The organism is Streptomyces sp. NPDC096040 (assembly GCF_040303265.1).
In the GTDB taxonomy this organism is placed as follows: domain Bacteria; phylum Actinomycetota; class Actinomycetes; order Streptomycetales; family Streptomycetaceae; genus Streptomyces.
This window is the reverse complement of the sequence record NZ_JBEOTA010000023.1, coordinates 1-26678: the sequence shown is the minus strand read 5'-3', so window position 1 is coordinate 26678 and position 26678 is coordinate 1. Positions and strand designations below refer to the sequence as shown.

24 protein-coding genes and 2 pseudogenes are annotated in these 26678 nt (G+C 68.1%); 4 read left to right on the top strand and 22 right to left on the bottom strand.

Going from position 1 to position 26678, the window contains the following annotated elements; translation table 11 throughout:
* Nucleotides 1–6: 6 nt before the first annotated feature.
* From ABTY98_RS28770 to ABTY98_RS28755, 4 genes and pseudogenes are all read right to left on the bottom strand, one after another.
* Entirely contained in the window at nucleotides 7–744 is a 738-nt protein-coding gene (locus tag ABTY98_RS28770; RefSeq protein WP_352223924.1) for an SRPBCC family protein, read from the bottom strand.
* 314 nt (nucleotides 745–1058) lie between these two features.
* A pseudogene (locus ABTY98_RS28765) lies at nucleotides 1059–1655 on the bottom strand (helix-turn-helix domain-containing protein); the annotation flags it as partial.
* A gap of 89 nt (nucleotides 1656–1744) precedes the next feature.
* On the bottom strand, nucleotides 1745–2221 hold the full coding sequence (locus ABTY98_RS28760) for a methyl-accepting chemotaxis protein (RefSeq protein WP_352223923.1): 477 nt from the start codon (nucleotides 2219–2221) through the stop codon (nucleotides 1745–1747).
* Nucleotides 2222–2315: 94 nt separating this feature from the next.
* A pseudogene (locus tag ABTY98_RS28755) lies at nucleotides 2316–2994 on the bottom strand (hypothetical protein).
* A 179-nt stretch (nucleotides 2995–3173) separates the two neighbouring features.
* Between ABTY98_RS28755 and dapA the strand changes: the two are divergent.
* Complete coding sequence (gene dapA / locus ABTY98_RS28750) at nucleotides 3174–4109, top strand: 4-hydroxy-tetrahydrodipicolinate synthase (RefSeq protein WP_352223922.1); 936 nt, start codon at nucleotides 3174–3176, stop codon at nucleotides 4107–4109.
* A gap of 193 nt (nucleotides 4110–4302) precedes the next feature.
* Nucleotides 4303–4812, top strand: coding sequence for a hypothetical protein (locus ABTY98_RS28745; protein WP_352223921.1), 510 nt, complete (start codon nucleotides 4303–4305; stop codon nucleotides 4810–4812).
* 100 nt (nucleotides 4813–4912) lie between these two features.
* Here the strand turns inward: ABTY98_RS28745 and ABTY98_RS28740 are convergent, their stop codons facing one another.
* The 11 genes from ABTY98_RS28740 to ABTY98_RS28690 form a co-directional block, all read right to left on the bottom strand.
* Nucleotides 4913–6154 (bottom strand): tyrosine-type recombinase/integrase, encoded by a 1242-nt coding sequence (locus ABTY98_RS28740; RefSeq protein WP_352223920.1) that lies wholly within the window; start codon nucleotides 6152–6154, stop codon nucleotides 4913–4915.
* The gene (locus ABTY98_RS28735) at nucleotides 6154–6354 is read right to left on the bottom strand and encodes a helix-turn-helix transcriptional regulator (RefSeq protein ID WP_502994379.1); all 201 of its coding nucleotides are present in this window, start codon (nucleotides 6352–6354) and stop codon (nucleotides 6154–6156) included. The genes ABTY98_RS28740 and ABTY98_RS28735 overlap by 1 nt, the downstream gene beginning before the upstream one ends.
* 2 nt (nucleotides 6355–6356) lie before the next feature.
* The gene (gene repSA / locus ABTY98_RS28730) at nucleotides 6357–7742 is read right to left on the bottom strand and encodes a replication initiator protein RepSA (RefSeq protein ID WP_352223917.1); all 1386 of its coding nucleotides are present in this window, start codon (nucleotides 7740–7742) and stop codon (nucleotides 6357–6359) included.
* The gene (locus tag ABTY98_RS28725) at nucleotides 7739–7981 is read right to left on the bottom strand and encodes a hypothetical protein (protein WP_352223916.1); all 243 of its coding nucleotides are present in this window, start codon (nucleotides 7979–7981) and stop codon (nucleotides 7739–7741) included. The genes repSA and ABTY98_RS28725 overlap by 4 nt, the downstream gene beginning before the upstream one ends.
* Nucleotides 7978–8184: a hypothetical protein gene (locus ABTY98_RS28720; RefSeq protein ID WP_352223915.1), complete on the bottom strand. Its 207-nt coding sequence runs from the start codon at nucleotides 8182–8184 to the stop codon at nucleotides 7978–7980. The genes ABTY98_RS28725 and ABTY98_RS28720 overlap by 4 nt, the downstream gene beginning before the upstream one ends.
* A 90-nt stretch (nucleotides 8185–8274) precedes the next feature.
* A complete protein-coding gene (locus ABTY98_RS28715) occupies nucleotides 8275–8595 on the bottom strand; it encodes a SpdD-like protein (protein ID WP_352223914.1) in 321 nt (106 codons plus the stop codon).
* Between the two features lie 21 nt (nucleotides 8596–8616).
* Nucleotides 8617–8772 (bottom strand): DUF4175 domain-containing protein, encoded by a 156-nt coding sequence (locus ABTY98_RS28710; RefSeq protein ID WP_234538974.1) that lies wholly within the window; start codon nucleotides 8770–8772, stop codon nucleotides 8617–8619.
* A 24-nt stretch (nucleotides 8773–8796) separates the two neighbouring features.
* Nucleotides 8797–8988, bottom strand: a complete 192-nt coding sequence (locus ABTY98_RS28705; protein ID WP_352223913.1) for a mobile element transfer protein — start codon at nucleotides 8986–8988, stop codon at nucleotides 8797–8799.
* Nucleotides 8989–9009: 21 nt separating this feature from the next.
* Nucleotides 9010–9696 (bottom strand): DUF2637 domain-containing protein, encoded by a 687-nt coding sequence (locus ABTY98_RS28700; protein WP_352223912.1) that lies wholly within the window; start codon nucleotides 9694–9696, stop codon nucleotides 9010–9012.
* A gap of 85 nt (nucleotides 9697–9781) precedes the next feature.
* Nucleotides 9782–11137 (bottom strand): FtsK/SpoIIIE domain-containing protein, encoded by a 1356-nt coding sequence (locus ABTY98_RS28695; RefSeq protein ID WP_352223911.1) that lies wholly within the window; start codon nucleotides 11135–11137, stop codon nucleotides 9782–9784.
* Between the two features lie 2 nt (nucleotides 11138–11139).
* Nucleotides 11140–11487, bottom strand: coding sequence for an SCO3933 family regulatory protein (locus tag ABTY98_RS28690; RefSeq protein WP_352223910.1), 348 nt, complete (start codon nucleotides 11485–11487; stop codon nucleotides 11140–11142).
* A gap of 426 nt (nucleotides 11488–11913) precedes the next feature.
* On the opposite strand from ABTY98_RS28690, the gene ABTY98_RS28685 reads away from it, so the two are divergent.
* Nucleotides 11914–12954 (top strand): NsdA family TPR-like regulatory protein, encoded by a 1041-nt coding sequence (locus tag ABTY98_RS28685; RefSeq protein ID WP_352224050.1) that lies wholly within the window; start codon nucleotides 11914–11916, stop codon nucleotides 12952–12954.
* Here ABTY98_RS28685 and ABTY98_RS28680 read toward each other — a convergent pair.
* Both ABTY98_RS28680 and ABTY98_RS28675 read right to left on the bottom strand, forming a co-directional pair.
* Nucleotides 12938–13732 (bottom strand): NUDIX domain-containing protein, encoded by a 795-nt coding sequence (locus tag ABTY98_RS28680; RefSeq protein ID WP_352223909.1) that lies wholly within the window; start codon nucleotides 13730–13732, stop codon nucleotides 12938–12940. The genes ABTY98_RS28685 and ABTY98_RS28680 overlap by 17 nt on opposite strands.
* Before the next feature lie 554 nt (nucleotides 13733–14286).
* Complete coding sequence (locus ABTY98_RS28675; protein ID WP_352223908.1) at nucleotides 14287–14901, bottom strand: hypothetical protein; 615 nt, start codon at nucleotides 14899–14901, stop codon at nucleotides 14287–14289.
* Between the two features lie 624 nt (nucleotides 14902–15525).
* Here ABTY98_RS28675 and ABTY98_RS28670 point away from each other — a divergent pair.
* On the top strand, nucleotides 15526–17604 hold the full coding sequence (locus tag ABTY98_RS28670) for an AIPR family protein (RefSeq protein ID WP_352223907.1): 2079 nt from the start codon (nucleotides 15526–15528) through the stop codon (nucleotides 17602–17604).
* Between the two features lie 110 nt (nucleotides 17605–17714).
* Here the strand turns inward: ABTY98_RS28670 and ABTY98_RS28665 are convergent, their stop codons facing one another.
* From ABTY98_RS28665 to ABTY98_RS28645, 5 genes are all read right to left on the bottom strand, one after another.
* Nucleotides 17715–20795 (bottom strand): type I restriction endonuclease subunit R, encoded by a 3081-nt coding sequence (locus ABTY98_RS28665; RefSeq protein ID WP_352223906.1) that lies wholly within the window; start codon nucleotides 20793–20795, stop codon nucleotides 17715–17717.
* A 24-nt stretch (nucleotides 20796–20819) separates the two neighbouring features.
* Nucleotides 20820–21992 carry a restriction endonuclease subunit S gene (locus tag ABTY98_RS28660; protein ID WP_352223905.1) on the bottom strand — a complete coding sequence of 391 codons (1173 nt, stop codon included), beginning with the start codon at nucleotides 21990–21992 and terminating at the stop codon, nucleotides 20820–20822.
* Complete coding sequence (locus ABTY98_RS28655) at nucleotides 21985–23556, bottom strand: type I restriction-modification system subunit M (RefSeq protein ID WP_352223904.1); 1572 nt, start codon at nucleotides 23554–23556, stop codon at nucleotides 21985–21987. The genes ABTY98_RS28660 and ABTY98_RS28655 overlap by 8 nt, the downstream gene beginning before the upstream one ends.
* A 553-nt stretch (nucleotides 23557–24109) precedes the next feature.
* Nucleotides 24110–24814 (bottom strand): hypothetical protein, encoded by a 705-nt coding sequence (locus ABTY98_RS28650; RefSeq protein ID WP_352223903.1) that lies wholly within the window; start codon nucleotides 24812–24814, stop codon nucleotides 24110–24112.
* 267 nt (nucleotides 24815–25081) lie between these two features.
* Entirely contained in the window at nucleotides 25082–26461 is a 1380-nt protein-coding gene (locus ABTY98_RS28645) for an IS1380 family transposase (RefSeq protein WP_352223902.1), read from the bottom strand.
* Nucleotides 26462–26678 lie beyond the last annotated feature (217 nt).

Genomic DNA, 26678 nt, shown 5'->3' with positions numbered 1-26678 from the left:
GGTGGCTCAGGACTGGCTGAACACCCCGTTAAGCCAGTCCTGCCAGGCGCTCTCGTTCGCCTCGGCGTCGGCGTCCGGTGCGAAGTCGTGGATGCTGATGCCGACCGGGGCGCCCCAGTGGTTGCGTCCGAAGAACCGGACGAGGGCGTCGTCGGTGCGCAGCCCGATGAAGTACGGGTTGCGGTAGTCGACCACCGCGTCCAGGGTCCGTCCGCCGGGCCCGCGGACGCTCGCCTTCGCACCCTCGGCCAGGTCGTCCGGCAGGCCGAGGGCGCGGCCCACGGCGTCGAAGGCGTCCGGCGCCTGGGCGGCCTCGGGGCCGTTGAGCTGCGCGAAGGTGACCGGGCGGGGCGCGAAGTGGACCAGGTACTCGCGCAGGGTGTGCAGGTAGAAGTCGGTGTGCCTGCTCGCACCGTCGTACTGGCTGTCCCAGTCGTCGGTGAAGATCCCGCTGTGCACATAGCGCACCCAGGCTCGGCGGCCGCCGTCCCGCGGCTCGATGACGTGCTCCAGCTGGTTGACGCTCTGGACCGGGAAGCCGACGTCCTCGCTGCGGACGACCAGGTGGTGCGGCGGTTCGTAGGCGGTGACGGTGGAGCCGAAGGCCGCCGCGCCGCCCACCCGGGGCTCGGGCGGCTCCATCGGCCACAGATAGGCACCGGAGCCGTTGGTGATCGCCTCCCACACCTCCTGGGGCGTGGCGTCGACCTCGAACTCGCGGGCGATCTCGAATTCCTTGGACATGTCGGGGCTCCTGCTGCCTACTGATCCAGTTCGGGAGTGACACGATCCGGGACCCCGGGCCGGTCCTCGGCCGCGGGGCGGGTCTCGGTCGTGGGGCGGGTGTCGGTCGTGGGGCGAGTCTCGGTCGCGGGGCGGGTGTCCGCCGTCGGGTGCGCGTCGACCGTCGGGCGGGCGTCGACCGTCGGGCGGGCGTCGACCGTCGGGTGCGCGTCGACCGTCGGGACCGTCTGGCGGGCATCGACCGTCGGGTGCGCGTCGACCATAGGGTGCGCGTCGACCGTCGGGTGCGCGTCCGCCGTCGGGTGCGCGTCGACCGCCGGGCGGGCGTCCGCCTTGACCGTGGGATGAAGGGCGACGACGATCCGGTGGTCCCGGCCGCCCTCCGTGTCGGGCGCGTCGTACTTGCGGATGAGCGCGCTCACGCCCGCCGTCAGCTCCTGCACGAAGGCCGCACGGTCGGCGACGGAGGCGAAGCGCACCTCGCCGTCCAGCGCGTAGGTCGCCAGCTGCTTGCGGGCCTTGGCGGCACCGCTGATCAGCGTGCCGACGTCGCGCACCAGTCGGGCGCCGAGTGCGAGCAGCCAGCGCGCGGAGAGCTGGTCGCGGAAGCGGTCCGGGTCCGGCTGTACGGCGGGCAGGGCGGCCGGCGAGATGACGTACGACGCGGCGGTCGCGCGCATCAGCCGCTCGTTGACGTTGCCCTTGCGCCGCTCTCCGGCCAGTTCGACCAGGCCGTGCCGCTCCAGCGCCTTGAGGTGGTAGTTCACCTTCTGCCGGGGCAGCCCGACCTTGCCGGCCAGCATCGCGGCCGACGCGGGCGCGGCGGCCAGTTCGGCGAGCAGCCTGGCCCGTATGGGGTCCAGCGACACCGCCGCTGCCTCGGGGTCCTCGATCACGGTGACATCCAGCATGACACCACCGTCTCACCGAAAACTTTTCCTGTCCAGAAGGATCGGCTTTTCGGTGAGACGGTGGAGTGGAGGGCGGACCTGAACGGGTCTCAGTGGCGCCGGCCCCGCCGCAGAGCACCCACGGCGGTGACACCGGCGAGGGCGGCGCCCGCGATCAGCACCGGGCGCGCGTGCCGCAGAGCGGCCCGGACGGCCATGCGCGCGGGGTCCGGGATGCGCCCCTCGGCGGCGCGTCCCGCCTCGACGGCCTTCTCGGACGCCAGATGGCCCGCCCGTCCCGCCTGCTCCTGCACGACGTGCCCACTCCTGAGTGCCCGTTCCTGGAGCGTGTGCCGCGCCTTCGCCATCTGCTCCTGGGCCGTGTGACTACCCTTCACCGCCCGGCCCTGGGCCTGCTGGCCGGCCTTCGTGGCGCCCTCGCGCAGATGGACGGTCAGGGCGCCGGCCTTGTCCTTGAGATCGGCGGCGCGGGCCTGGGTACGGCCCTTGAGGTCGGCCTTCGCCGCCAACGCGCCCGCGGTGCCGGTCAGTCGGGCCCCCGTTCCGTGTGCGGTCCTCTTCGTCATCGGTACTGCCTCTCCTGGTCTCGTCGGCGTCCGCTTCTGCCTGCGGACCCTTCGAGTACCCAGGCCGCCGACAGTCAGACGGGCCGCCCGTCCGTCAGCCCCGCTCCCCGTGCTCGCCGAACCTCGCGAGCCGGCTCTGGAACCAGTCGAGGCGGGGCTGCAACAGGGCTGCCTCCGCGACCAGTTCGGGCACCCCGAAGCGCTCGCCCGGCACCGGCTCGGCGACGACCGCCCCCGTGCCCCCGGCGACGACCCGCAGGCCCTCTCCGGCGAGCCCGGGCGAACCCGGCGAGCGACACCGACGTACGCGCGCGTACACAGCCCCCGCAGGCGGCCGCCAGAGCACGCCAACCGGGCCTGCCCCAGCCCGCGTCGGCGAGCGCGACGGCCGGTAGACCGCAGGCGCACGAGCCGACGGTGGCCGAGCGCACCCGCTGCCGGGCATAGCGGAAGCCGCGTTCGAAACGGATGTCGGCGCCGAGGACGGAGACCTCCAGCAGCACGGCCACCCGGTGCTCGGCGGTGCACAACAGCGCCTCGGCTGCCTCGCGTTCGTGCACACAGCGGAAACCGCAGTCGCACAGCCGCGCGGGCGGGCAGTGCCGCCGGCCGTAGACGCAGGACGCGTCGTCCAGCACCCCGTACGGCAGCGCGCCGCCCAGCGACACACCGGTGAGCCCGGCCCGGGTGCCGTCCTGGGACAGCACCGGGTGGGCGATCTTGTAGCCGGTCGGCGGCTCCGTCGGGCGTTCCGCCGGGAGCCGCAGCCTCATCGGGCGGCCGGGGCCTCTTCGGGCACCGACACGGCCTGGGGGGCGTGGCTCTCTTCGGGGAGTTCGGGTTCTTCGTCGTGAACGAGCGGCCGCTCCCCAGCAATAACTTAGCGTTCCTAAGAAGTACCCCGTAGAAGAATTAAGTAGAGCTAAGACGTCAGGCTGCCGAGACTACCCCCATGACGAACCCACGCGACACCGCCCGCACGCCCCGCCCGGCCCGCTCGCCCCGCCCCTTCGGCCGCACCCTATGTGCGATGGTCACACCGTTCACCGAGACGGGGGCACTCGACCTCGACGGGGCGCGGAAGCTGGCCGCGCACCTGGTGGCGGAGGGGTGTGACGGTCTGGTGCTGAACGGCACCACCGGCGAGTCGCCGACCACCACGGACCGGGAGAAGGCCGAGCTGATCACGGCCGTCCGGGAGGCGGTGGGGGAGCGGGTACCGCTCGTCGCGGGCGTGGGCACCGCCGACACCCGGCACACCGTGGAGCTTGCGCGCGCGGCCGAGAAGGCGGGCGCGGACGGCGTCCTGGTGGTGACGCCGTACTACAGCAGGCCGCCGCAGGACGCGCTGGAGGCGCATTTCCTGGAGGTGGCGGAGGCGAGCGGGCTGCCGGTGATGCTGTACGACATCCCGGGCCGCACCGGCACCCGTATCGAGCCGGAGACGCTGATCCGGCTCGCCGCGCACCCCCGGATCGTGGCCGTCAAGGACTGTTCGTACGACTTCCTCGGCACCCAGAAGGTACTTGCGCACACGGGGCTGGCGTACTACACGGGCTGCGACGAGCACATCCTCGCCCTGTACGCGGTGGGTGCGGCGGGCTGTGTCAGCACGGTCGCGAACGTCGTGCCGGGCCGGGTCGCCGCGATCCTCGACGCGTTCGACGCCGGCGACACCACCCGCGCCACCGAACTCCAGCTGCGGGCCACGCCGTTGATCGAGGCGATGACGGCCGCGGGCCTGCCGGGCACGGTCACGTCGAAGGCGCTGCTGACCGCGCTCGGCCGACCGGCGGGACCGGTACGGGCACCGCTGCGGCCCGCCGGCCGGGAGGCGACCGACGGGCTGCGGGCGGTGTATGAGGAGCTGGTGTCGGCGGTCGGGTGATCAGCGCCCGGCGAAGCCCGGTTCCCAACGCCCCGCGGCACCGTCCTTGCCGTTCCGCATCCAGAGTCACCTTCTCTCCCCTCGTGCCCGGGCCCTGTGACCGTGGTGACGCGTGCGGGGCGGCTCCCTATGCCTGTGCGGCGCGAGAAATATTCACCGGTGCCCGGCGCCCCCGCTGCCGTACGTTGTCCCCGTGAGCCGCCCCCTGTTGTTCCTGGACGTCGACGGCCCCCTCAACCCCTACGCGGCGCAGCCCGAGCGGCGACCCGAGGGCTATACGACGATCCGGGCGACCGTCCGCCCCGGGCGGCCCCTGCGGGTCTGGCTGAACCCGGAACACGGCCCGGCACTGCTCGCCCTCGGTTACGAGCTGTGCTGGGCGACCACATGGATGGCCGAGGCCAACCGCTGGATCGCCCCGGTCGTGGGCCTGCCCGAGCTGCCGTACGTCGACTTCGGCCGGGGCCTGCTGGCCGAGCGGCCGGACGGGGTGCACTGGAAGACAGAGGCGATCGTCGCGTACGCCGGGGGGCGGCCGTTCGCCTGGGTGGACGACGAACAGGGTCCGGCGGACACGCTGTACGTCCGGGCCTACCATCCCGGCCCGGTCCTGCTGCACCACGTCAGTCCCCGGATCGGGCTGCGCGAGGGTGACTTCGCCGCGCTGGCGGAGTTCAGGGCGTCCTTGCCACAGGACGGCTGAGCGCCCTGCCGCCGATGCGGCGGAAGGGCGCTCAGCCTGAATCTTCTTGAAGCAGGGCCGGTCAGTTGTGGCTGTTCTGATTGCGGTGCAGGTCAGGGGGTCAACTCGCCCCGTGGGCCGTATCGGGGCCGTCCTCGGTGCTCTCCTGGTCCCGGAAGACCCGGTCGACGGCGGCCCGAGTGCGTGCCTCGCTGTTCGGCATCAGGTGCGTGTACGTCCGGAGCGTGAAGCTCGGGTCGTGGTGACCGAGGTACTCGCTCAGAGCCTTGATGCTCTCCCCCGCGTCCAGGAGCACGGAGGCGTAGAAGTGACGGAGGGCGTGCATGCCGTTCTCACGGCCGAGGGGTATGCCGGCGGAAGTCAGCGCCGGACGCCATACGGACCGGTTGAAGCGGAACCGGTGGAGAGACTGACGCCGGGCGTTGACGAACAGCAGCGACGCCGTGACCGGTGGGCCGTCCGAGGCCTTCCACGGCAACGTGACCTCTACCGGCGGGTGCTTCGTGATGTGCGCCGCCAGTGCAAAGGAGACCGTCTCGGGAAGCGGCACGTGACGCTCTTTGCCGCCCTTGGGCGGGCCGTAGATCGCCTTTACGCCCCGGATGAGTTTGATCTGCCGGACGACGCGCACCGTCCCGCCAAGGAAGTCGATGTCCTCAAGGGCCAAGCCGAAGATCTCGCCCTGACGGAGGCCGCAGCCCGCCCCGAGAGACACCATCTCCTGGTAGGCATCCGGCACCGCCTCATGCATGGCCATGACGCGGTCGACGGACCACGGCTTGACCTTGCGCCCGTCGAGGGACGGCGCCCGGACGGAGCGAGCCCGGCACGGATTCTCGGCGATGATCCGGTCTTCCACAGCCGCCGTGAACACAGCCGAGACGTTGGCGAAGATGGACCGCCGGTAGGAGGCCGCGCGTCCGGTCTCCTCCAACTGCCGCATCCATGAACGTAGGTGCGAGGGCCGGAACGACGCCATGGGGCGGTCACCGAGGTATGGAAGGGCGTGGACCCGTAACCGGATCTCGACGCTCTCGCGAGTCACCGGGTCGATGGTGAGCGCCGCCATCCAGTCCTTGGCGTACTGGCCGAAGGTGATCGAGCCCGCGGCCGGGTCGATGTACCGGCCCTGCGACATGTCGGCCTCGATGTTGGCGAGCCAGGCTTCGGCCTTGCGCTTCTGCTTGTCCGGGAAGCTCTTGGACTTCTCAGAACCGTCCGGCGCGATGTACCGGGCGCGGTAACGGTGGCCGATGCCGAAGCGGTCAGTCTTACCCCTGACCGACTTGCCGTCCGGGCCGGGGAGGCTCTTGTACCAGCGGTCTTGGATGTGTCCGGCCATCAGGCAGCGGTTCCTTCCATGCGGGACTTGACCCAGGCGCGAACGTCGTCGGGGTCGTAGCGGAGATGCCGACCGACTCGGAAGCCGCGGGGGCCGATGCGCTTGCGGCGCCACTGGTAGACCGTCTCGACGCTGGGGAGGTCGAACAGGTCCACCAGGTCCTCAGGTGTCAGGTATCGGGTGGGGAGGCGTATCGCCACGGTCACCACTCCCCCTCGTCCGGCCGTGCGGCGAGTGCTTCGCGGGCGGTTTCGCGGTTGAGCTGGAGGTCGCGGGCGATGGTGGCTGCGAGGGCGGATTCGCCGGGGGTGTGACCGTGTCCGGCGTACTGCCAGTCGGCCAGGACCAGGACGGTGTCCGGCTCGACGTCGTCCAGGCCGAGGGCGCCGCGTTCCTGTGTGGCGCGGTAGTCGGCGCGTGCCTGGCGGAGTTCGCCGAGGGTCGTGGAGTAGCGGCGGGACTTGGAGGAGAAGTGGCCGCGGAAGCCGAGCATGTGAGCCCAAGCCCATAGGCGCCGGTCCGGGTACAGCGGATCGAGCGTCTTGCAGGCTTCGATCAGACGGCGGGTGTGGTCGGGGACCTGGTGACGGTCGAGTTCGGAGAGTTCGCCGATGCGCCGGTCCAGGGTGCCGGTGGTCTCAGCGGCCTTCGTGGCGTACTTGGCGACGTAGGAGGCGACGGCCTGTTCGGTGATGGCCGATCCGTCCCCGAACGCCTTCACGGGCTGTACGTCGAGCTGGGTGCCCCAGCGGAAAGTGCGGGCGGGCTGGTCCTCGACGGCCGGGGCCGACACGGACGTGTAGGAGTGCGCGGTGGCGGCACGGATCGCGTCGCCGAGGAGCTGCACGGTGGCCCAGGACGGCGGGGCGGTATCGGGTCCGTCGGGGCCGTCGATGCGCATGACGGCGTGGAAGTGGATGGCACCGCGCTTCTGGAACTCGGCGACCTTGCCGTACGAGATGCGGGCGCGCTCCTTCAACTCCCGCTGGGTGATGCCGGCGCGGGCGGCGATCTCGCGGCGGAGGCGGTTGGTGAAGCGCTGCCAGAGCTGTCCGGCGTGGTTGTTGAACAGGACAGCACCCGCGTAGTCGTACGTGCCCGGGTCGAGGGCCGTGCCGAGGGCGGGGTCATCGGCGGGGTGGCGGGTGCCGCAGCGGCAGGCGCCACGGTCGGGTCGGTTGTGGACCGGGCCGAAGGAGGGGGCTGTGAGGGTGGCGAAGACGCGCGGGTGGTCGCGGACGGTGGCGGGGATGTCTCGGCGGTCGTCCCCGGCGAGGCCGGCGCGGATGAGGTGGTAGGTGTCGCCCGCGTAGGTCCAGGCGCAGGACGGGCAGCGGGAGGCGCGGCGGTTGCCGCAGGCGATGCGGAGCCGCCCGCCAGGCTCGGTCCCAGTGGAGTAGTGGTGCAGGGTTTGGCCGGTTGTCTTGTCCTTGTGGATCACCCAGCCGGTCAGGTGGATGGGGTCGGCGCATCCACCGGTGCGGCGGACCTGGTCCTGCCAGCGGTCGAAGCCCGGAGACCCGGCCACCCGCAGCGCGTCGCCAAGGGTGATCGGGTCCAGGCCCGCGAAGGTCGCGGGATGGGTCATGCGGCACCCTCCACGGCGTCAGCGGCCATCCGGTCGAGTTCATGGGCGGCTTCCTCGGCGGCGCGGGCCAGGATGCGCAGGGCTTCGGAGCATTCAGGGCGGGCGATGAGCGCGATTTCGACGAGGCCACCGCCAAGACGGAGGCTGACGAAGCAGTCGCCGTGGTCGGTGCCGTCGAAGACCTGAACGCGCGCGGTCGTGTCCGGCTCGATGTGGGCGGAGGTGGTGATGCTCTTCATGCGGTCACCTCCAGGTCCGCCGCAGCCAGACGCAGGTCCGGGGAGAAGGTGCCGGTGCCGTGGCAGGCCGGGCAGTCCACGAGGACAGTGGGCAGGTTGCCGCGGGAGTCGCGGGCGCCCGAACCGACGACGGCGGTGGCGAAGCCGTCGCAGTTCGGGCAGATCCGGGCAGTTGCAAGGGTGGCCGGGGTGGGGCCGGGCATGATGGGAGTTCCTTCCGGTTCCTGTGGATCGGAGAGAGACGGCGCCCGGGCGGCGGATGCTTGGCGGTATCGGAGCCGCCCGGGGGCCGGTCAGCGGCGCTTGGCCTCGGAGGCGAGCAGGCAGCGCAGGACGACGGCGCAGACGGCGACCGAGGCGCCGGTGATGGCGACGGCCAGAAGCATCGAGACGAGCACGGCGCCGACGACCAGGACCGCGGCGGTGCCGCCGCCGACGAGGGCGAGCGCGGTCCCGGGCGTGAGCTGTACGACCGGCGGGGTGGAGGCCGGGGCGACCGGTGCCGGCGGGGCCGGAGTGCCCGGGGTGATGGTGGTCGGCTCGATGACGGTCGGCGTCTGCGGGGTGACCAGGCCGGTGGGCTGCGGCATGGTCGGGAGCTTGGGCCGGAGCATGAGCGGTTCTCCTTTCTGGGATTACTTGATGGCGGAGTCGATGAGGGGGGCCAGAACGCTGTCGGCGAGGAGGAAGCCGCCGAGCAGGAGCACGGCGATGAGCCACCAGGGCGGGCGGATGAGCTTGATGCCGAGCCAGCCGACGATGATCAGGGCGAGCCAGAGCGGGACGTGCATGGCGGAACCTCCGGTCAGTTGATGTCAGTTGATGCGGCAGCGGTGGGCGCGGGCGGCGAGCTGGGCGGCGGACTGGCTGGAGTAGTCGGCGGACCAGCCGCAGCGGTCGTTGGTGCACACGGCGGCGTGCTTGGTGTGGCCTTTCCGGTCGCGGTGGGTGCCGATCTGTACCGGGCCGATCCGCATCACGGAGTGGAAGTGGTCACGGGCAGGCATGGCAGTCGTTCTCCTTTCTGATCAAGCGAGTTGGGCGGCTATGGCTTCGGCGAGCTGGGGCGGGACGCCGAGGCGGGCGCGGAGGGTGTCTGTGTCGATCGGAGTTCCGGTGCGGGTGCGGTGGTCGTCGGCGACCTTGCGGGCGTGGTCGACCAGCGCGGACGGGACCGGGACGGCCGGAGCAGCGGGCGGGGTGGGTGCGGGTTGAGGTTCGGGAGCGGGAAGCGCGTCGGCGGGATCCTCGACGTCCGCGACCGGCGCGAGGGCGCGTTCGGGCTCCTGGTCGCGCTCAGCGGCGGGGTGCTGAGGTGCCGGATCGGGCTGTGCCGGCGGCGCTTCCGGCGCCGGGCGGGTGGAGGTGTGGGCGAGGAGGGTGCCGCCCATGAAGGCGAGGGCCGGCCAGGCGGCGACGAGGATGCGCAGCCAGGCCGGGACGGCGTTCATGTCGAGGAGTCCGGCGGTGGCGATGTTGGCGCCGAGGGAGGCGGTCAGGGCGATGGCGAACCAGCACCAGGCCAGCCGGGTGGGCCCGTCGGTGCGCAGTCGTCCCCAGGCGGCGACCAGGAGCAGGTCGACGCTGATCGGGTAGGCCCAGGCTTTCCAGCCGGTCTGTCCGGCAGCGGAGGCCAGGTCGTGCAGGTGGGCGAAGGACAGTGCCCCGGCGATGACGGCCTGGACCAGGACGGCGTCGACACGCAGGCGAGCCATCACGGGCTCCTTCCTGTCGTCAGGCATGGGAGGGGTAGGGACCTGGCACGAAGGCGGCCGCGCCGACCGGAGGAAGGGGTGAGGATCAGGTGGTGACGGGGGCCGTCTTGGACAGCTGGACCCGGGCCGAGGGCACTGCGGCGGTGGCGGGACGGAAGGCCGCCAGGGCAGGCACGTCGGGTGTGCGGTGGGCGTGCTTGTTGCAGATGTTCACGGCCTCGCGCAGCGAGGTGTGCGGGGCGCGGATGCGGTGCCAGCCGCCGGTCGAATCGCCCGCGATGGCCAGGCCGCGGGTCGCGGCAGGGATCTGGATAGCTGCCAGGACGGCGTCGGGGGCGATGTCGCCGAAGGCCATGTTGGCGGATGTCTCATCGTTGACGCGGTGGGCGGTACGGCCGGTGAGCTGGGCGCGGAGCATGGTGATGCCCTTGCCGAGTTCGGAGCCGAAGCGCTGCCCGCAGATCTCCAGGTAGATGCCGGCGGCGCGGCCGAGCTGGGCGAGGCGGACCAGGGCGGTGATGATGCGGTCGCGCCGCTTCTCCTCGTCCTTGGTGGCGTACAGGGCGAGTTCGGCGACCTCGTCGACCAGGACCACGACCGGCACCGGCCGCAGATCCTCGGGCAGGTCCCAGATGTCGGCGGCGATCTCCGCATCGGGCACGGCGACGCTGATCCTCTGTTCGGCCCGGATGAGCTGGTACACCTCCTCCATGTGCGACACCAGCGCCTCCAGCAGCTCTAACGCGGTGTCGGGGTTGTCGGCGAGCGCGGAGAACCGGCGGGCGAGCGGGAACAGTTCCACTCCCTGTTTGCAGTCGATGCCGACCAGGGCGACATGGTGCGGGGCGAGCCCGGCAACGAGGTTGCGCTGGTAGACGGACTTGCCTGACTCCGTGGCGCCCAGGGTCAGGCCATGGGGGACAGCTCGGTAGTCGCGGTAGTGCACCGAGCCGTCTTCGCGCAGGGCGACCGGAATGCGCATCGGGCGAGTGTCGAGCCGCGTGGGCATCTGCACCCGCTTGAGTACGTCGTAGCCGGTCATCCGCACCTCCACCACACCCGAGCGGATCTCACGGGAGGTGACTCCGTACAGGCCGAAGGAGTGGCGGAGCCGGTCGGTGGCGGCGGCGACGTCGAACGCATCCTGTCCCGGCTTCAGCTTGAGCCGAAGCACCAGACCGGTACGGGTCGGACGCAGCCTCAGGATGCGCGGCGGACGCGGTTCCGGCACCTCTCGGCGAGTCATCCGGGCCAGGGCGAGGCGCCAGCGGGCGGGCGGCACGGTGAGCCCGCACGCATCCATGACCGAGGTGTAGCGGACCAGGACCCGCACAGTGGCCAAGGTGACGCCGAAGGACAGCCAGTACCAGGCGGGGCGCCGCCACCGCAGAAGACCTGCGGCAGCAGCGACCACCACCCCGGCGACCATGAACCAAGTCATGGTCAGGCCGCCTTCACACCCGTGCCGGCGAGCGAGGTGACCGCGACGGCGCGGAAGGCGATCCCGTGCCGCCTCTGTCCGTTGAAGTCGTTCTCCCACGGCCGGGCGATCAGGCCCGTGAGCGCGACCGGCGTGCCCATGGCCAGGTCACCGGAGATACCGGTCTCCGGGACGGTGATGGACAGGATCTCGACGTCGTCGTTGGCCGCGAACATGACGTCCACGGTCATCAGCTTCATGCCGTCCGCGTCCGTGGCGATCTCACCGGTACGGCGGTCACGGACCTTCGGCTGAGCAGGCTTGGCGACCATCACGGTCGCGGCGGACGTGTCGACGGGGATCTGACGCATGATGGGAAGTCCCTTCAGGGGCGGGAGCGGCGTACTTGCTTGGCGGTGGGTCGCCGCTCCTGAACGTTGATGGAAAGCCGCAGCAAAGCCAGCGAAGAGTTTGCTCTTCCAGCTGGTGCGCACCAGTAGGTTGCATCTGGTGCGCACCAGTTGTCAAGCGTTGCCGTCTGCCTGGAATCTCAACTCGCCTTACTGCGACACCTTCAGAGAACCGCGCCAACCAACGTCCCGGTAGACAACAGGGGTTAACACCCGTCCGGTTAACCCCTGCCGAGCTGGACCGACGTGATGCATGCTGCTGTTACGGCTCAACCCCTCGACGTGGAGCGGCAGTACGCGATGAGTGGACTCAAGACAGCACGGACGGCCCGGGCATGGTCGCAAGAGCGACTCGTGCGCGAGATCGAACGCCACGCACGCCAACACATGCTCACCGTCGCCTCGACCGCCAGTTTGCGAGTGTATGTCTCGGAGTGGGAGAACGGCCGACGGACGATCTCCAGCCACTACGCCAAGATCCTCCGCGCGCTGCTCGGCATCACCGACGACGAGCTGACGACCGGCTCCCAGCCGCCGGCACTCGTCACGGCCGACGGCTACGACGAGCTGATAGACCGGATCGACGAGGCACGAAACGTCAGCCTGACCCTGGTCAAGACATTCACGGAGCAGACCGAACTACTCCGGACCATCGACCGGCAGATGGGCGCCGCCAGCCTGGTCGACCAGATGACATCCCACCTCACGCGGCTGGAAGACGCCCTGACCTTCGCGGTACTCCCGGACACCCGACGCCCGGTAGCTCTGGCTCTTGCCGGAGCGGCGACCCTGGCAGCCTGGCAGGCCCTCGACGTCGGAGCCGTCGAACGAGCCTGGCGCCACTACGAGCTGGGAAAGCGTGCCGCCCAGGAGGCCGAGGAGCCCATGTACCTGGCGCACGCCACCGCCGAGCAGGCATACGTGCTGTGTGACGCCGGACGCCCCGAGACCGCAGTCCAGCTGGTGCGAGAGGCCCAGCGACTCGGTGGCCAGGGCATGTCCCCGCGCCTCAGAGCCTGGCTGTACGCGGCCGAAGCGGAAATCTGCGCCCGCGCCAGACTCCACGCCGACTGTCGGCGGGCCCTTGAGCTCGCGATGCGGCACCTTCCCGCAGGCGAAGAAGCCCGCGACCCGGACATGCTGAGCATCTTCCTGAACGAAGGCCACCTCACCAGGTGGCGCGGGAACGCACTCGCCCTGATAGGCGACGCCGAAGCAGTGGACAGCCTGTACGACGCGCTGAAGGCGACCGACCCCACGTTCATCAGGGCAACGGCAGGACTGCGCTGCGACCTGGCCCAAGCCCACCTCGCCCGCGGCGAGTACGACGAGGCACAGAAGCACCTGCGCCAGGCCCGACTGGTGGCCAGCCGCACCGGGTCAGTACGTCACCGGCGCCGGATCGAACAGCTCACGCAGCGTCTGTAGGCAACGCGCCGGCACCCCGCGAAGCGAGCAGATGCAGCAGGGCAACAAGGGTCCCCGACCCCACCAGCTCCCCACGAGCCATGAGCCCGGGAACGTCGGACAAGGGCACCCAGGCAATGTGCGCAGCCTCTTCCAGATCCGTCGGCTCACCAACAAGCTTCGCCCCACGACCGACGAAGATCTCATGCGGCGAGTCCACCATGCCGACCATGGGCTGGTAAGTAACCACGTGCTCCAGGCCGTTCGGCCGCCACCCGGTCTCTTCCTCCACCTCCCGCATGGCAGCCTGAAGAGGCTCCTCCCCCTGGTCAACAATCCCGCCGGGCAGCTCCCACCCGAAGGCGTCAGGGACGAAGCGGTACCGCCACATCATGAGCACCCGGTCCTGCTCATCGATGACAGCGGCGATGGCCACGTGATGAAGCTTGACGACGTGGTGCTCAAAGCGATCGACGCCCGGCGGCTCCACGTCAACGAGGCTCAGCTTCACCCAGCGGTTGTCATAGAGCGTCCGCTCACCATGGATCTGCCAACGCTCGATATCCGCCGGCGCCTCAGTGGTCACCGACCTGTCCGGCACCCGGTAAGAGCTACGACCGTGCACCTCAACAACGCCCTCGGCAACGAGCTTGGCCAGCACCTGGCGCAGCGCCGTGCGGCCGATCTCCAGCTCTTCCGACAGAGTCCGCTCAGACGGAAGCTTGGAACCCGGCGAGTACTTGCCCGTACCGATCCACTCGTGAATCGTGCGGTAAACCCGCTCCGACTTCGGTCCCATCCGGTGAGCACGCCCCTGCCGTCGTTGGGTGTTCGTTGGGTGTAGCTAAACAAGCGTATCGGCGCACCTACTCACGCGAGTAGGCATCAACCGACGCAGACGATCAACCCGAGCGCGGTAGAACTTTCCCTACTCGATCAAGCCCCGGCTGCGCTCCGCTCCGCCGGGCGCGCTCCCGGCTCCGCGCCGGGCGCCGCTCCTGCCTCCGGCCCGCTCCGCCCGCGCTGCGCCGACGCGCGCCCACATGTGGATAGGGCCGACGGCCATGAGGCGATCACAGCATGGCGCGGCCCTCGGTCAAGACGATGCCTCCGGCGGGGGATCGGCCGGCACCGGGATGGAGGGGGCGCCGTTTCCGCCCGCGGGTCCGTAGTGGTGTGCGCGGGGTGCTCCCATCCCGACCACCGTCGACCCAGGCAGAGCCGAGCAGACGCGGCCCATGGCGTCCAGGTCGTTCGTACAGTGGCGCGCTCCACCTGGACGCCATGAACCACGCCCGCTCCACGGTGTGTGGGTCGACGGCGGACGGGATGGGAGCTGGGGTGAGTGGTGGGTCAAGGCCGAAGTGCGGGTTTTAGGCAGGGCCTGTCCGGCGGATCATTGCGGGGGCCGTTACGCACCCAGCGGTGGTGGGGAGGAAGTGCAGTGCCCTGAGGAACGAATCGGAGTCCTCCCCTCCCCACGATGATGGAGCTGTACATGATCTCCTCGAACCATGCAGCGGCGATCCGGCCAAGATGTTCCGGAGGTCCGGCCGAAGTTAGCGGCTGCACGTGCCTGGTTGGTTCCGGATGCTGCCAGTTCTGAGTGTGGCGCTCGCTGCAGAAGACCCGGTCGCCGAGGATTGTTGCGCCCACACACATGAAGACTGAACTCTTCCCGCCCTCGGGCCGATCGACCAGATCCACGATGAGCGTGACTATCTCGTCTCCCCGGGCTATCGCCTCGTCCAACGCGGCGTAGTAGGCCGCGTGCTCGGCGGGGGGCTCCCACTGCGATTCCTGCGCGGCGGCGCGTCCGTCCTCTTCCTCTTCTTCCGGCTCGAAGACGAGCGCAACAGTGTCGATGGGCCTGCAGTCAGGCCAGGATCGGGCGGACTCCCTCACGACATCCACGAAGGCCTTCTGCTCGCTGTTCAGTTCGTCGTCTTCGAACCAGTCCTCGTACACGCGCGTGAGGGTACGCGGTGAACAGGGGCAACAGGGATGCACCCGTCGGTCGGCGTACCCTCCGTGCCACTCTCGTGCCAGAACGGACGGGGACTCACAGGGAATCGAGGTACACAGCGGTGTGCCCAGCCAGACTCCGCCCAATGTAGGGAATCCGCGGTCGCACGCATGATCGCCCAACCTCGCTCCTAAAGCGGGTGTAGCAGGCGCGGGGTTCGGCCCAGGTGGTGTGGGTCGTGGTGCCGTCCTCACCGACCGCCCCGGCAGGCGGGGGAAGGGACCACATCGAGGACGCGGTTGGACCGGGGGCGCGGTGCGCTCGGACCCGCGTTGGAGCTCGTTCGAGCCAGCATGTGAAGGTGCCATGTCATGATGTCATCATCGGATGATGCTGACCGAGGAGGACGCGCGCCGGCTGGTGCTTGCCGAGATCAACGACGTCTAACGAAGTCAGCGCTGTTACCCTCAACGGGATCCGCTGCTCTTAGTCCCATGGTGACTACGCAGTGCGGCGAAGCGCTTGACGTGCAGGCTCTTAGGCAAGCACCCTGAATCGCTGATGAGGCGTGGGCGTACCCCCTCGCCACCGTCCCAGCACGGCCACCAGCCGCCGACAGGAGCACAGTGACCGCTCTGCACGCCCAGCAGCTCGAACACGCCCTCGATGAGCAGTTCACTGGGGTCATCGCCGTTGACGATCTATCTCAGTTTGGGGAGCGAACCCGGCGGAACTCATTTCTCTCCCGTTCTCTGGCTGCCCTTGCGATCCGAGAGTTCACCGGCTATCCGCTGGAGCGCTGTGCTGAGCTCGTCATCGACTCGTTCGGCGACCAGGGCATCGACGCCGTGGCGGTCGATCTCACCTCGGAAGAGCCCCAGGTCTGGGTGGTGCAGGCGAAGTGGAGTAGCGACGGAACAGCCACCTTCTCCAAGAGCGCTGCCCTCGACCTAAAGAACGGTCTGGAACTACTGATCTCACGGGATTACCAGTGTTTCAACGCTAAGTTGACGCCACACATCCCCGATTTGGAACGGGCACTCAGCAATCCGCGGGTACAGATCACCCTGCTGCCGGCCTGGGCGGGGACCCAGCCGATGGGGGCCGAAGCCAAGGAGGTGCTCGACCGGTTCTGCACGGAGTACGAGGACTCCGTGCGCCTGCGCGCCCTTCGGCTGCCGGACTTCATCCGCATCCTGCGCTCCGGAATCGCCGAACCCCAGATCAATCTGAAGGCCTCGGCCTCGGCCGTCGATGTCAGTCAGATCAAGGAGCCCATCCTGGCATACCACGGCACGATCGGAGGCGCGGAGGTCGCCCGCTGGTACGAGGACAACCACCACCGGCTCTTCCAGCGAAACATCCGCAATCCTCTCGGCGTCACCGCGGTCAATCGCACCCTTGTGGAAACCCTTCGTAGAAAGCCCGAGCACTTCTGGTACTTCAACAACGGGATCACGGTGCTGTGCGACAAAGTGATCATGGGCCCTCGAGGGGACTTGGAAATGGAGGGAGCAAGCATTGTCAACGGTGCCCAGACGGTCGCCTCAGTCCACGAGGCCCACCAGCAAACCCCGGATGTCGTTACACGTGCACGGATCGGCGTCCGCATCATCTCCTTGACGGAGTGCCCCGAGGGCTTCGACCACGACGTCACCCGAAAGACCAACACCCAGAACAGGGTAGAGCCCCAGGACTTCATCGCCCTGGAAAAGGTACAGCAGCAGCTCCGCGACGACTTCCTACTTCGTTTGCGGAAGACCTACGTCCTACGCCGTGGCGAGGAGCCACCACAGTCCAAGGACGACGGTTGCACCCTCAGGGAGGCCGCAACCGCGCTCGCTTGCGCTCACGCCTCGCCGGAACTGTCCTTCCAAGCCAACGTGGACATCGACCTTCTTTGGGATTCGAAACAGCACCACCGACTATTTCCGCTGCACCGTACCGACGCGGTGAAGACCTGGCGCGCCATCCTCGTGCTTCGGGAGGTTGAGCGGCAGATCGACGAACAACGCCCGCAGTGGGAGGGGCGCGCCGGCACACTCGCCGATCTTGGGCGACTGCTCATCGCTCACGTGACCTTCCAGCGCTTGCCTAAAGGCTGGCAGGAGATGCCAGAGTCCGATTGGCCAACGGTACCGGCGCGCGTCGCCCCACTCGTTGACGCCTCCGTAGCCACTTTGATCCACTGGATCGACACAGGGTACGGACCCAAGAGCCAGGTGAGCAGCATCTTCCGCAATGCAGAGCGATATTCTGACGTCGCTGGTTCAGCGCTGGCGACCCTACAGGGCGAGAACCAGCCTCCGCCCCTCTCAGCGGAGTACCGCGCGTCCGAGCGTGAAGGGCACGCACGGAAAGCCAAAGCAGTCACCGTCATCTTCGAGAACAACGCGCTGGAGGAAGGAACGCTCCTGGAGTTCCGCCCAGTCCCCGGCCGCGAACAGCGACAACTCACCCCCTGGCTCACGGCGGATCCGCGCCGGGCGCGTGCAACTTGGACCCGGAATCGCCGTAACTGCCTGGTGTGGGCGGTGGACGGTATCGCCTATTCACCGACCGGCCTGGCCCAGAAGATGCTCGTGGAGGCCGGTCACCAGAGCAAACCGCTTCAGGGCACGCGGCGGTGGTTCGTTCCGCAGCGCGGCTCCCTAGTGGACATCGCCGACCGGTTGCGCCAGGAAGCAGAAGAAGAGGATGAATGAGCTTGTTGCCTAACCTCGCAGGACACGAGGCCAGCTGAGGGTGTCCGAACTGGCAGCCAAGACGACGAAGGTCCAGGCCGCTCAGGGCGGCCCGGGCCGTCTCGTATTCGTCAGTCGACGAGGTAGTGGGCTTCGATGTAGGCGACGGTGGAGTCGTACGGCTCCCCCACCGGCTTCAACATGTACCGGCGGAAGACCGCGGCGGTGGCGCGGCGGGCGCCTCGGTTACGGGCGTCCGCGTTGTCCCATGACTGGGCGAGGGTGTGAGTGACCACTTGGTCGATCTCCTCGGCCAAGTTCCTCTCCGTGACAGTGAGCCCGGACGGTGCGTGGTCGTGGATGATCCGGGACAGGACGCCCACGTGGTCGTCGTCCAGCACGACGACGGCTTCGGCGGGGTGTTTCCCGGCGTCTACGATGGCGCGGGCGACCCGGAGCGCTTCGGACAGGAACTCCAGGGCGTCCTGGGCGTCCTGGATGATCCGGTCCCGCAGCTGCTTTATCCGCTCGGCGAGGGCGGTGTACTTCGCGGAGCCCGGTTCGACGTCCTTGTCAAGGGCGGCCTTGATGTGGTCCAGGATCTCCGCCGCGGACGGCGGCGTCTTGTCCTGGCCGTCGTCCTTGCCGGGCTTGGGGCGGACGAGGGCCAGCAGCTCCTTGAGGATGGCGATGCCTTGGGCGTCCAGGACGAGGGCTTCCTCCTGGGAGGCGACCACGGAGAAGGAGTGGACGTGGGCGTTGATGATCTCCAGGACCATCGGCCCCAGCTCGTTGAGCCGTTCCTTGCGCTCCTCGTCGGAGGACTTCTTGAACAGGGTCGTGTACGCGGACCCAAACAGAGCGAAGCCGTCGCGGAACTTGGTGACCCGCTTGTCGGTGCTGATGAGCGAATACAGGCGGGCCAGGAGCCGGTAGTCCCTGGTGAACACCTCGGCGGCGCCGGGGTGGGCGTCCAGGAAGGTGTTGATGGCGCGCACGGACTCGTAGCCATGGACCGTGAGGTCCAGGCCGTCCACGTCCACGAGGAGGTCTTCGATGCGGGCGAAGACGGTGCGGAACTCCGCGACCAGCTCGGACACGTCGGTGACGAACCCGCCCCCCCTGCCGCCGGCCTTCTCCACGGTGGGGTCGGTGACGGCCCGCTGGACCTCTTCGGCCAGGCCGATGTAGTCCACGACCACGCCCTGCGTCTTCATGAACCCGGTCGGGGAGATCCAGGTGCGGTTCGGACGGGTGATCGTCTGGAACAGAGTGTGGGCCTTCAGCGGCTTGTCCAGGTAGAGGACGCCCTCGTTGGGGGCGTCGAACCCGGTCATCAGCTTCGCGGTCACCACCAGAAGGCACAGCGGGTCGTCCGGGGTGAGGAACCGCCGCTTCTGCTCCTCCTCCTGAACTTCCGAGAGCTTGAACTTCCGCAGGGCAGGGTCTTCGTCCTTGGAGTCCGAGACGGAGATGTTCACCTCGGCGGTGATCCGGCCGTGCCTGCCGACCTCGGCGAGCACCTCGGAGGCCTCGAACCTGGCCAGCAGCTCGTTGATCTTGTCCGTGTACGCCACGGCCAGCTCACGGTTGAAGGTGACGACCTGGGCCTTGAGGCCGTTGCGGTAGGCGCCGGCCAGGTAGTGGTCCACGATGTCCTGGCAGACCGTATGTATGCGGTCGGGGTTGGAGAACACCGAGGTCAGGCGCCCGAACTTGCGGGACAGGGCCTCACGGTCGGGGTCATCGAGGTCGAAGACGTCGGCGAACTGGTCGAACTCGGCCTGCAGTTCCCGGTCGTTCATCTCGAAGGAGACCGGGTGCGGGTCCAGCATCACCGGGACGGTCGCCTCGTCCAGCAGGGACCGGGACACCGAGTACCGGTGCAGCACCCTGCCCGGGTCACTCTCCTCACCAAAGAGGGCGAAGGTGTCGGTGGCCAGGTTGCGCACGGGGGTGCCAGTCATGCCGAAGAACCTCGCGTGCGGCAACGCCGCGCGCATCTGCCCGGCCAGGGACTTCGACCGGGCGGACTGGGTGCGGTGCGCCTCGTCGACCAGCACGATGATGTTGTCCCGCAGAGACAGATTCTTGCCGGCGTCGGCGAACTTGTGGACGGTCGTGGAGATGACGCCGCGCACGTCGTCGGCCAGCAGGGCGCGCAGCTCGGCGCTGGTGGCAGGCTGGTGGAAGTAGGCGTCCCCCATCGCGGAGGTGAACACCCCGGAGGTCTGCCGGACCAGCTGGGTGCGGTCGGAGAGCAGGATGATTGTGGGCGAGTCGGTGCGGGTGTCGGCCAGCAGCAGCGAGGCGGCGAACACCATCAGCAGCGTCTTCCCCGAGCCCTGGTGGTGCCAGATCAGGCCCTTCGACCCGCCCGCCAACACCCGCTGGTGGATCAGGTGCGCGGCCTCCATCTGCGGATAGCGGGGCAGGTACTTCTTGTCCACCCCGCCCCCGGCAGTGTCGAACAGGACGAAGTTCGCGAGCATGTCCAAGACCGTGGCCGGGTTCAGCAGCAGCTCGACGGAGCGCTGCACGTCGGCCTGCCCGGACAGGTTCTCGTCATCCGCGGTGGAGCGGAACGGCTGCCACAGGTTCGTAGGCGCGCTGGCGGCACCGAACCGTAGCTTCAGCCCGTCGGAGGCGACGGCGAAGACATTGGGGGTGAAGAACCACGGGTACTCGGTGGCGTAGACGTCGTTGATCTCGCGGGCGGCATCGGCGCATCCGGGCTTCGCGGTCGGCGACTTCACCTCCACTACAACCAGGGGCAGGCCGTTGACCCAGTACACCAGGTCGAACCGGCGGGAGGTCTTGCCGGGGACGCTGATGGTCACCTCGTCCGACACCACCAGCGTGTTGGCGGCCGGGTGCTCCAGGTCGATGACTTTCAGGGCGTGCCACACGCCCTCGGCATCCCGGAACTCCTTGCGCCCGCGCAGCAGGCGCAGCACCTGCTCGTTGGCCCGCACCAGCCCGCCCTCGACGGCGTTGACCGTAGCGACGATCTCTTCCACCACCGTGTCCACGTCAAACCCACCGATCACGTCCGGGTTGAGCCGGACGAGGGCATCCCGCAGTTGGCCGGCGAGCACCGTCTGTGTCGTCTCACGCGGCAGCGACCTGCCCGCGGTGTAGCCCCAGCCCATTGACAGGGACCACCGGATCATCAGGTTTTGGAACTCACGCTCCCGAATGCCCCTTGCCACGATTCAGACCCCCCGCTCAGCCGACTAAATCTCGGTGGTGCGATCCAGCAGTCCCGACAGCAGCCGTGCTCGGACTTTACGAAGACGGGCGGCCTCCGCGCGGATCGCCTCCAACGCAGACGTCGTTACGTCAAGTTCCACAGCCATCTCGCGTTGGCGGGCGAGCGACGGTAGACGCACGGCCATGCCCTTTGCCCGCTTGGCACTGATGTGCTTGATGTTGGTGCCACCCGCGACGTCAAGGAAAGCTTTGGACTCGTAGGCCCACATGCACCAGTGGAAGACGAATTCAGGAATGCAAATCTCTTCCAGCGCCCGAAGACGGAGCAGGGTCATCTGGGTGCAGACGGGCCCTGGCAGTTCGTCTCGCCACATGGCGGGCATCCCAACCGCGTTCGCGCTTGCGCTCCCCTCGGACACCACGACGTCACCGTACTGGAGGCCAAATTTTTTTCGCTCCGCCGGGTCGTAGTTCATCTCGAGCACGTCGGACAGGTCGAGCATTCCGTAGCCGACGTTCGCGGAACGGAGGTAGGGCGTCATGTATGGGCCGGTCGCCCGGTCAGGTGTCCGGCGCACGCCGGTGGAAAAATCGAAGGCGTGCTCGGCCCTCACGGCTTCAACCGAGTCATCGGTGATGAGGTCAGCTCGTCGGCGACGGAAAACCGCTGCCAGCGCCTCTGCCTCTGCGTCGAGTGCGGTGATCTGGTCGTCTACCGATCCGATGACCTCGATGATCCGCCGCTGGATAGGAAGCGGCGGCACGGGAAGCATCCACGCCTCAAAGTCAGCCTCCTTCCATCGAGCACGCCCCTCGGAGCCTGCACGCACGGCACTGATCTGCCGCAGAACTTCTGCCCGCTGGAAGTTGAGGAGCAGGAAACGGGCATCCATTTCCTCTTCGTTCACTTCATAGAGGGGGAATTCATTCGTCGCCAGCGCGCCATCAAGCTCAGCGGAGACGACAGCGAAAGCACCCTTCTGAGTGTCGATCCGGTTGAATGTGAAGTCTCCCTCCCGCGCTCGATAGAGAGACTTGGCCTTCACCGTCTCAGTCGTTACGACACCCCTGCCATAGGCGCCTTTTCCGTACCACCGCACACCCATAGTGCGGTATTCGGCTCCCGATTCCAGGCGAACGGCCTCCCGCCGCTGGCGGGCAATCTTCCCCGCAGGAAAGTTTTGCCATTCACTCATCGAAGCCCTCGATTCCAGCAGCGGTGAGGACGGCGAGCATGCGCTGCTCGGTCTTCTGGCGCTCGGCTCGGGCGAGGTTGTACGCCTCGATGAGGGTGCCGAGGTCTTCGGCCTCAGCTGCGGCCTGCTTGATGTAGCGGCCGAGGTTGAGGTCGTACCCGTTCGCCGCGATCTCCGTGGTGGGGACGAATCGTGCCGTGAGTCCGCCTTCTACATCGGGGTCCACCGGGTTGCCGTCGGCGTCGAATTTCGAGTGGTAGGCGGTCACGATGTCGGCGATGTCGGCGTCGGTGAGGATGTTGCGGTTCTTGGCCTTGGCGAACCGCTTGGAGGCATCGATGAACAGCACCCCCTCCTGCCGTTCCGAGGTCTTGGTACCAGGGGCACGGAACACCAGGATCGCCGTGGGGATGCTGGTGCTGTAGAAGAGGTTGGCCGGCAGGCCGATGACGGCTTCGAGCAGGTTATCGTCCAGGACGCGCCGACGGATGGCTGCTTCCTGGCCGCCGCGGAAGAGAACGCCGTGGGGCAGAACGACGCCGGCACGCCCCTTCTTCGGGTCCATCGACGCGATCATGTGCTGGACGAACGCCCAGTCCGCCGACGACTGCGGTGCAACGCCGCCGAGGGCGCGCGGGTCGTTGGTCCAGGGCTTCCACTTCAGGCTGTAGGGCGGGTTGGCGAGGATCACGTCGAAGGTTGCAACGGATCCGTCCGGTTTCTTGAAGCGCGGGTCCTTCAAGGTGTCGCCGACCTCCACCTGGAACCGGGTGAGGTTGTGCATGAACAGGTTCATGCGGGCCACACCGGCGGTGTCCGGTACGGCTTCCTGCCCGTACAGCTTGAGCGTGTAGCCGCGGCCGCCGTGGGCCTTCAGGAGGTTCGCGGAGGCGATGAGCATGCCACCCGACCCGCAGGTCGGGTCGTACACCGACTCGTGCCCCTTGGGGTCGAGGAGCTCGACGAGCAGCTCGACGACCTCGCGCGGGGTGAAGAACTGGCCGGCACGGGTGCCGGACCCGTCGGAGAACCGCTTCAGCAGGTACTCGTACGCGCCGCCGAGCACGTCGTGGGACATGTTGCCCTCGTGCATCTTCGGAGTGCGGTCCATCGCCTGCATGACCGCTGCCAGCACCTCCCCCGACAGTACCTCTTCGGAGGTCCAGGTCATGGACCCGAACAGGCGGGAGAACTTGTCGGGGTTGGCCGTCTCGATGGCCTGCAGAGAGGCGCGGACCCGCTGGCCGAGGCCGGGCTGGGTGATGGTGGCCAGGATGGACGACCAGGAGGCGCGACGCTCGGCGACGAGGCCGGGGTAGATGCACGGAATCTCGAACGACTGGTAGTCGCGGTACTCGATCTCACGGGCTTCCTCCGCGGAGAGGCTGCCCAGGTCGTTCTCCTCCAGGAACTCCTGGTGGTGGTGCTCCCAGGTGTCCGACAGGTACTTCCAGAACATCAGCGGGAAGACGACCGAGGAGTACTGCGCTTCGGGCATCGCCACGCGCAGCTCGTCGGCGGCGTCCCACAACCGGTTCTCGATCTCCTGCTGGGTCACTGCCATCAGTCCGCGATGTCCTTGCTCGTCAAAGGGCGGCGGCCCGAAGGCCGTGGTGTCCGGTTGGTCACCCTATTCCGAGCGTGCCGGGCACGTACACGTCGGGCGTGTCTTGCCGATTGCCTGCGCGAGTGACTCGCCCAACGATGCCCCTCCCAAAGACTATTGAAATACGGCAAAAAGCCCAACCAGACGACGCGGCCAGCGGTGCCAGGCTCTCCATTTGTTGATCTTCTTCCCGCTTCAGCAGACTGCCCGCCTGAGCCGTCCTGCCGAACCTCTCGGCCAGGCACGTGCCGTGGTGGCCGTCCTGCCTGGGATCCTGCATAACCTCGGCTTCACACCCCGCCATGAACCAAAACAGCATGTTCGCCCGGCACCCTGGGCCCGGAGGCCCCCAGCTTGCAAGGGGCCTAAGACAGACGCGGTTCCGACAGGCGTCGTGGACCATCCGTGGACAGCCCTCGCTCAGTCGGTCGCGAACGGGCTTTGACCTGCAGCGTCTAGCGAGGCAGAACCGGCCTCCGGAGCCGTGCGCTTGCGGTACAGCGAATAGATCTTACGGCTGACGCAGTTTCTTTCCCAACTTCCGACCAGTTATGTGGTGCATCCACACTCCAATTGCCAGTACCGCAACCGCAGCGGACACGAAGACATAAGTCCAAGCCGAAGTTAGGTGTATTACGCCACTTGCAACGAGAGAGCCAGCCAGGCTACTAATCAACGCTAGCAGGCTCGCCCCCATGGCGTCAGACTTGAGCCTCTCCTTATAGTAACTGATTGCACGGCCCAGGTCCGTCTCGTAAGAACTCCCTTTCACGAGGTGTCGAGCTCGCATAATTGCAATCGCGGCGAACCCACCGACTCCGGCCATACCGAAGAACCACCATTGCACTATTTTGTCGGGATTCGTGAAGGGCGCCACGGTGCGGGTGAGTACCCCGAAGACCATGAATTGAGCCAGACTAATGAGGAGAGGAAACACCAAGTCCCAGAGGCTCGGTATGCCGGCCGGTAGGGTGAAGGCCCCCGTGACGGTTCCGGCGTACACCACCGCGATCGCGAGCAGGCCGCCCACCCACATGACCCAGAGGATGCCGCGACTATCAGCCTGTCCCGGGGTCGCGGTGGCAAGGCTCGAGGCAGCAAAGGCAGCCGCCCCCAGTGCGATGCTCACCAGCGTGCCATGCAGTTGCATGTAGTGGTTCGTAAGATGGGTATGGAGACGTTCTTCCAACTGAATGCGGGTCACGGGAGTGGCCACGGATGAGCCCCCTGATGCGCCAACATGACGTTGACGCAAGGGTAGGGGCAAAGGACTCTTTCCGTACCCCTTTGTGCGTCCACAGTTGCATCTAGCCTCGATCGTTCATGAGTCCCCGGCAGCTTGCTGACGGGGACTCGGTGTTTGTGTAGTGCGGCCTTTTCGGGGCTGGGGCAGGCTGAGGGCCCGACTCTCGTGTCGGGTGGGCGCCGGGTTCCACTTCGCCGGTGGGGTGGTGCGGGTTGTCGGGGCAGTCGAAGTTGCTGGTCAGCCGGGGTTCGGGAGGGTGTGGAGCCTGTCGATCGCGTGGGTGATGACTGCGGTCCAGGGCCATCGGGCGGTGAAGCGGAGCCAGTGGCGGCGTGCGGTGTTCACGAGCTGGGCGGCGGCGGAGAACAGGCGCAGGCGGAGCTTCTTGGGTTCCCAGCGGCGGGTTTCTGCGGTCAGGGCGAGCATGGGCATCCAGGCGAGGAGGTCGAGTGCGAGGGAGACGATCTCCAGCCAGATCCGGTTCTGGGCGGTGTCGTGCAGGGGCAGGTTGCGCAGGCCGGTGTCGCGGGCGTTTCGGATGCGGTCCTCGCAGCGGGCCCGGCGGCGGTGGCGTAGTTCGAGGTCGGCGAGCTGGCCGCCTTGGGTGTTGGTCGCGAAGCAGGTCAGGCGCAGTCCGTCGAGGTCGGTGAAGCGCAACTGGGCGCCGGGGTGTGGGCGTTCCTTTCTGACGATCAGCCGCATGTTCCTCGGCCAGGAGGAGAGGTCGGGCATGTCGGTGATCTCTGCGACCCAGGCGCCGGGCCGCTCGGTGCCGCCGGCGTCGTAGGCGGGCGTCCACGCCTTCTTCGGAATCTTCAGCACGGCCTGGTGGAGGGCGTCGGTGATGGTCATTCCGACGGAATATGACAGCCACCGTCCTGGCTTGGAGAGCCAGTTGAGGAAGGCGTGAGTGCCGCCGGCGGAGTCGGTGCGGATCAGTGTCTGCCGTCCCCGCCGCAGGTGTCTGGGCAGTTGGGCCAGGGCGAGTTGGGCGGTTTCGATGTGGTCGGCGGCGGTGTTGGAGCCTGCGTTGCCAGGCCGCAGCAGGGCGGCCACCGGTTCTCCGGATCCGGTGTGGCCGTGGTCGACGAACGCGACGAGCGGGTGATGGCCGAAGGTCTTCTTCCAGGTCGCGGTGGCGTCCTGCTTTTGGGAGTGCGCAACGACCAGCACGCCGTCGATGTCCACGATCACGTGACCGTCGGCGGCCGGACCGTTCGCGCCGGCCAACTCCCAGACCTGCGACCGTACTTCGGCCCGCGCCGTGCGGATCGCGGTGAGGGCCTTCGGTCCGGCTGCGGCGAGGGCGTCGATGAGCCGGGAGACCGTGGGGTCGGACGCCACCGGGCCGAACACGTCGGGCTCGGCCCGCAGCATGGCGACGTCGGCGAGGCAATCTCCGCCCAGAGCCGTCGCGAGCGCGAGATCCAGCAGGACCTTGCCCGGGTCGTGCACTGCCCGCGGCTTGCGCCATGACGCCAATGCCGTCGATATCGCGGTGTCCAGGCCCACCTTGCGGACCGTCTCGACCAGCAACACTGCCCCGGCCTGGGAGACAGCCCCGCTGCCGCCGCCCTCGACGCGGACACGCGGGTACAACCCGATACGCTTGCTCACCCGGAGAGTGCTTCTTTCCGTGCAGCCAACAGGACCCTAGACAAGTCCCATCGTTGCAGGTCAGAAGCACTCTCCGCTTATTTGATCAAGGCATGGACGAGCACGCTCATGAAAGCGCGAGGCTAGTACTCCAGCAGTACTTCGTGGCTTGACCTGGGGAAACGTCGAGCGGTGGGAGTGTAGCGGGCAGGAAGTCGTCACGGACGGCTTCTGCCCG

Coding starts and splice junctions, on each gene's coding strand:
- ABTY98_RS28770 (WP_352223924.1), bottom strand. CDS start 744: ATGTCCAAGGAATTCGAGATCGCCCGCGAGTTCGAGGTCGACGCCACG.
- ABTY98_RS28760 (WP_352223923.1), bottom strand. CDS start 2,221: ATGACGAAGAGGACCGCACACGGAACGGGGGCCCGACTGACCGGCACC.
- dapA (WP_352223922.1), top strand. CDS start 3,174: ATGACGAACCCACGCGACACCGCCCGCACGCCCCGCCCGGCCCGCTCG.
- ABTY98_RS28740 (WP_352223920.1), bottom strand. CDS start 6,154: ATGGCCGGACACATCCAAGACCGCTGGTACAAGAGCCTCCCCGGCCCG.
- repSA (WP_352223917.1), bottom strand. CDS start 7,742: ATGACCCATCCCGCGACCTTCGCGGGCCTGGACCCGATCACCCTTGGC.
- ABTY98_RS28725 (WP_352223916.1), bottom strand. CDS start 7,981: ATGAAGAGCATCACCACCTCCGCCCACATCGAGCCGGACACGACCGCG.
- ABTY98_RS28720 (WP_352223915.1), bottom strand. CDS start 8,184: ATGCCCGGCCCCACCCCGGCCACCCTTGCAACTGCCCGGATCTGCCCG.
- ABTY98_RS28715 (WP_352223914.1), bottom strand. CDS start 8,595: ATGCTCCGGCCCAAGCTCCCGACCATGCCGCAGCCCACCGGCCTGGTC.
- ABTY98_RS28710 (WP_234538974.1), bottom strand. CDS start 8,772: ATGCACGTCCCGCTCTGGCTCGCCCTGATCATCGTCGGCTGGCTCGGC.
- ABTY98_RS28705 (WP_352223913.1), bottom strand. CDS start 8,988: ATGCCTGCCCGTGACCACTTCCACTCCGTGATGCGGATCGGCCCGGTA.
- ABTY98_RS28700 (WP_352223912.1), bottom strand. CDS start 9,696: ATGGCTCGCCTGCGTGTCGACGCCGTCCTGGTCCAGGCCGTCATCGCC.
- ABTY98_RS28695 (WP_352223911.1), bottom strand. CDS start 11,137: ATGACTTGGTTCATGGTCGCCGGGGTGGTGGTCGCTGCTGCCGCAGGT.
- ABTY98_RS28690 (WP_352223910.1), bottom strand. CDS start 11,487: ATGCGTCAGATCCCCGTCGACACGTCCGCCGCGACCGTGATGGTCGCC.
- ABTY98_RS28685 (WP_352224050.1), top strand. CDS start 11,914: ATGCTCACCGTCGCCTCGACCGCCAGTTTGCGAGTGTATGTCTCGGAG.
- ABTY98_RS28680 (WP_352223909.1), bottom strand. CDS start 13,732: ATGGGACCGAAGTCGGAGCGGGTTTACCGCACGATTCACGAGTGGATC.
- ABTY98_RS28660 (WP_352223905.1), bottom strand. CDS start 21,992: ATGAGTGAATGGCAAAACTTTCCTGCGGGGAAGATTGCCCGCCAGCGG.
- ABTY98_RS28655 (WP_352223904.1), bottom strand. CDS start 23,556: ATGGCAGTGACCCAGCAGGAGATCGAGAACCGGTTGTGGGACGCCGCC.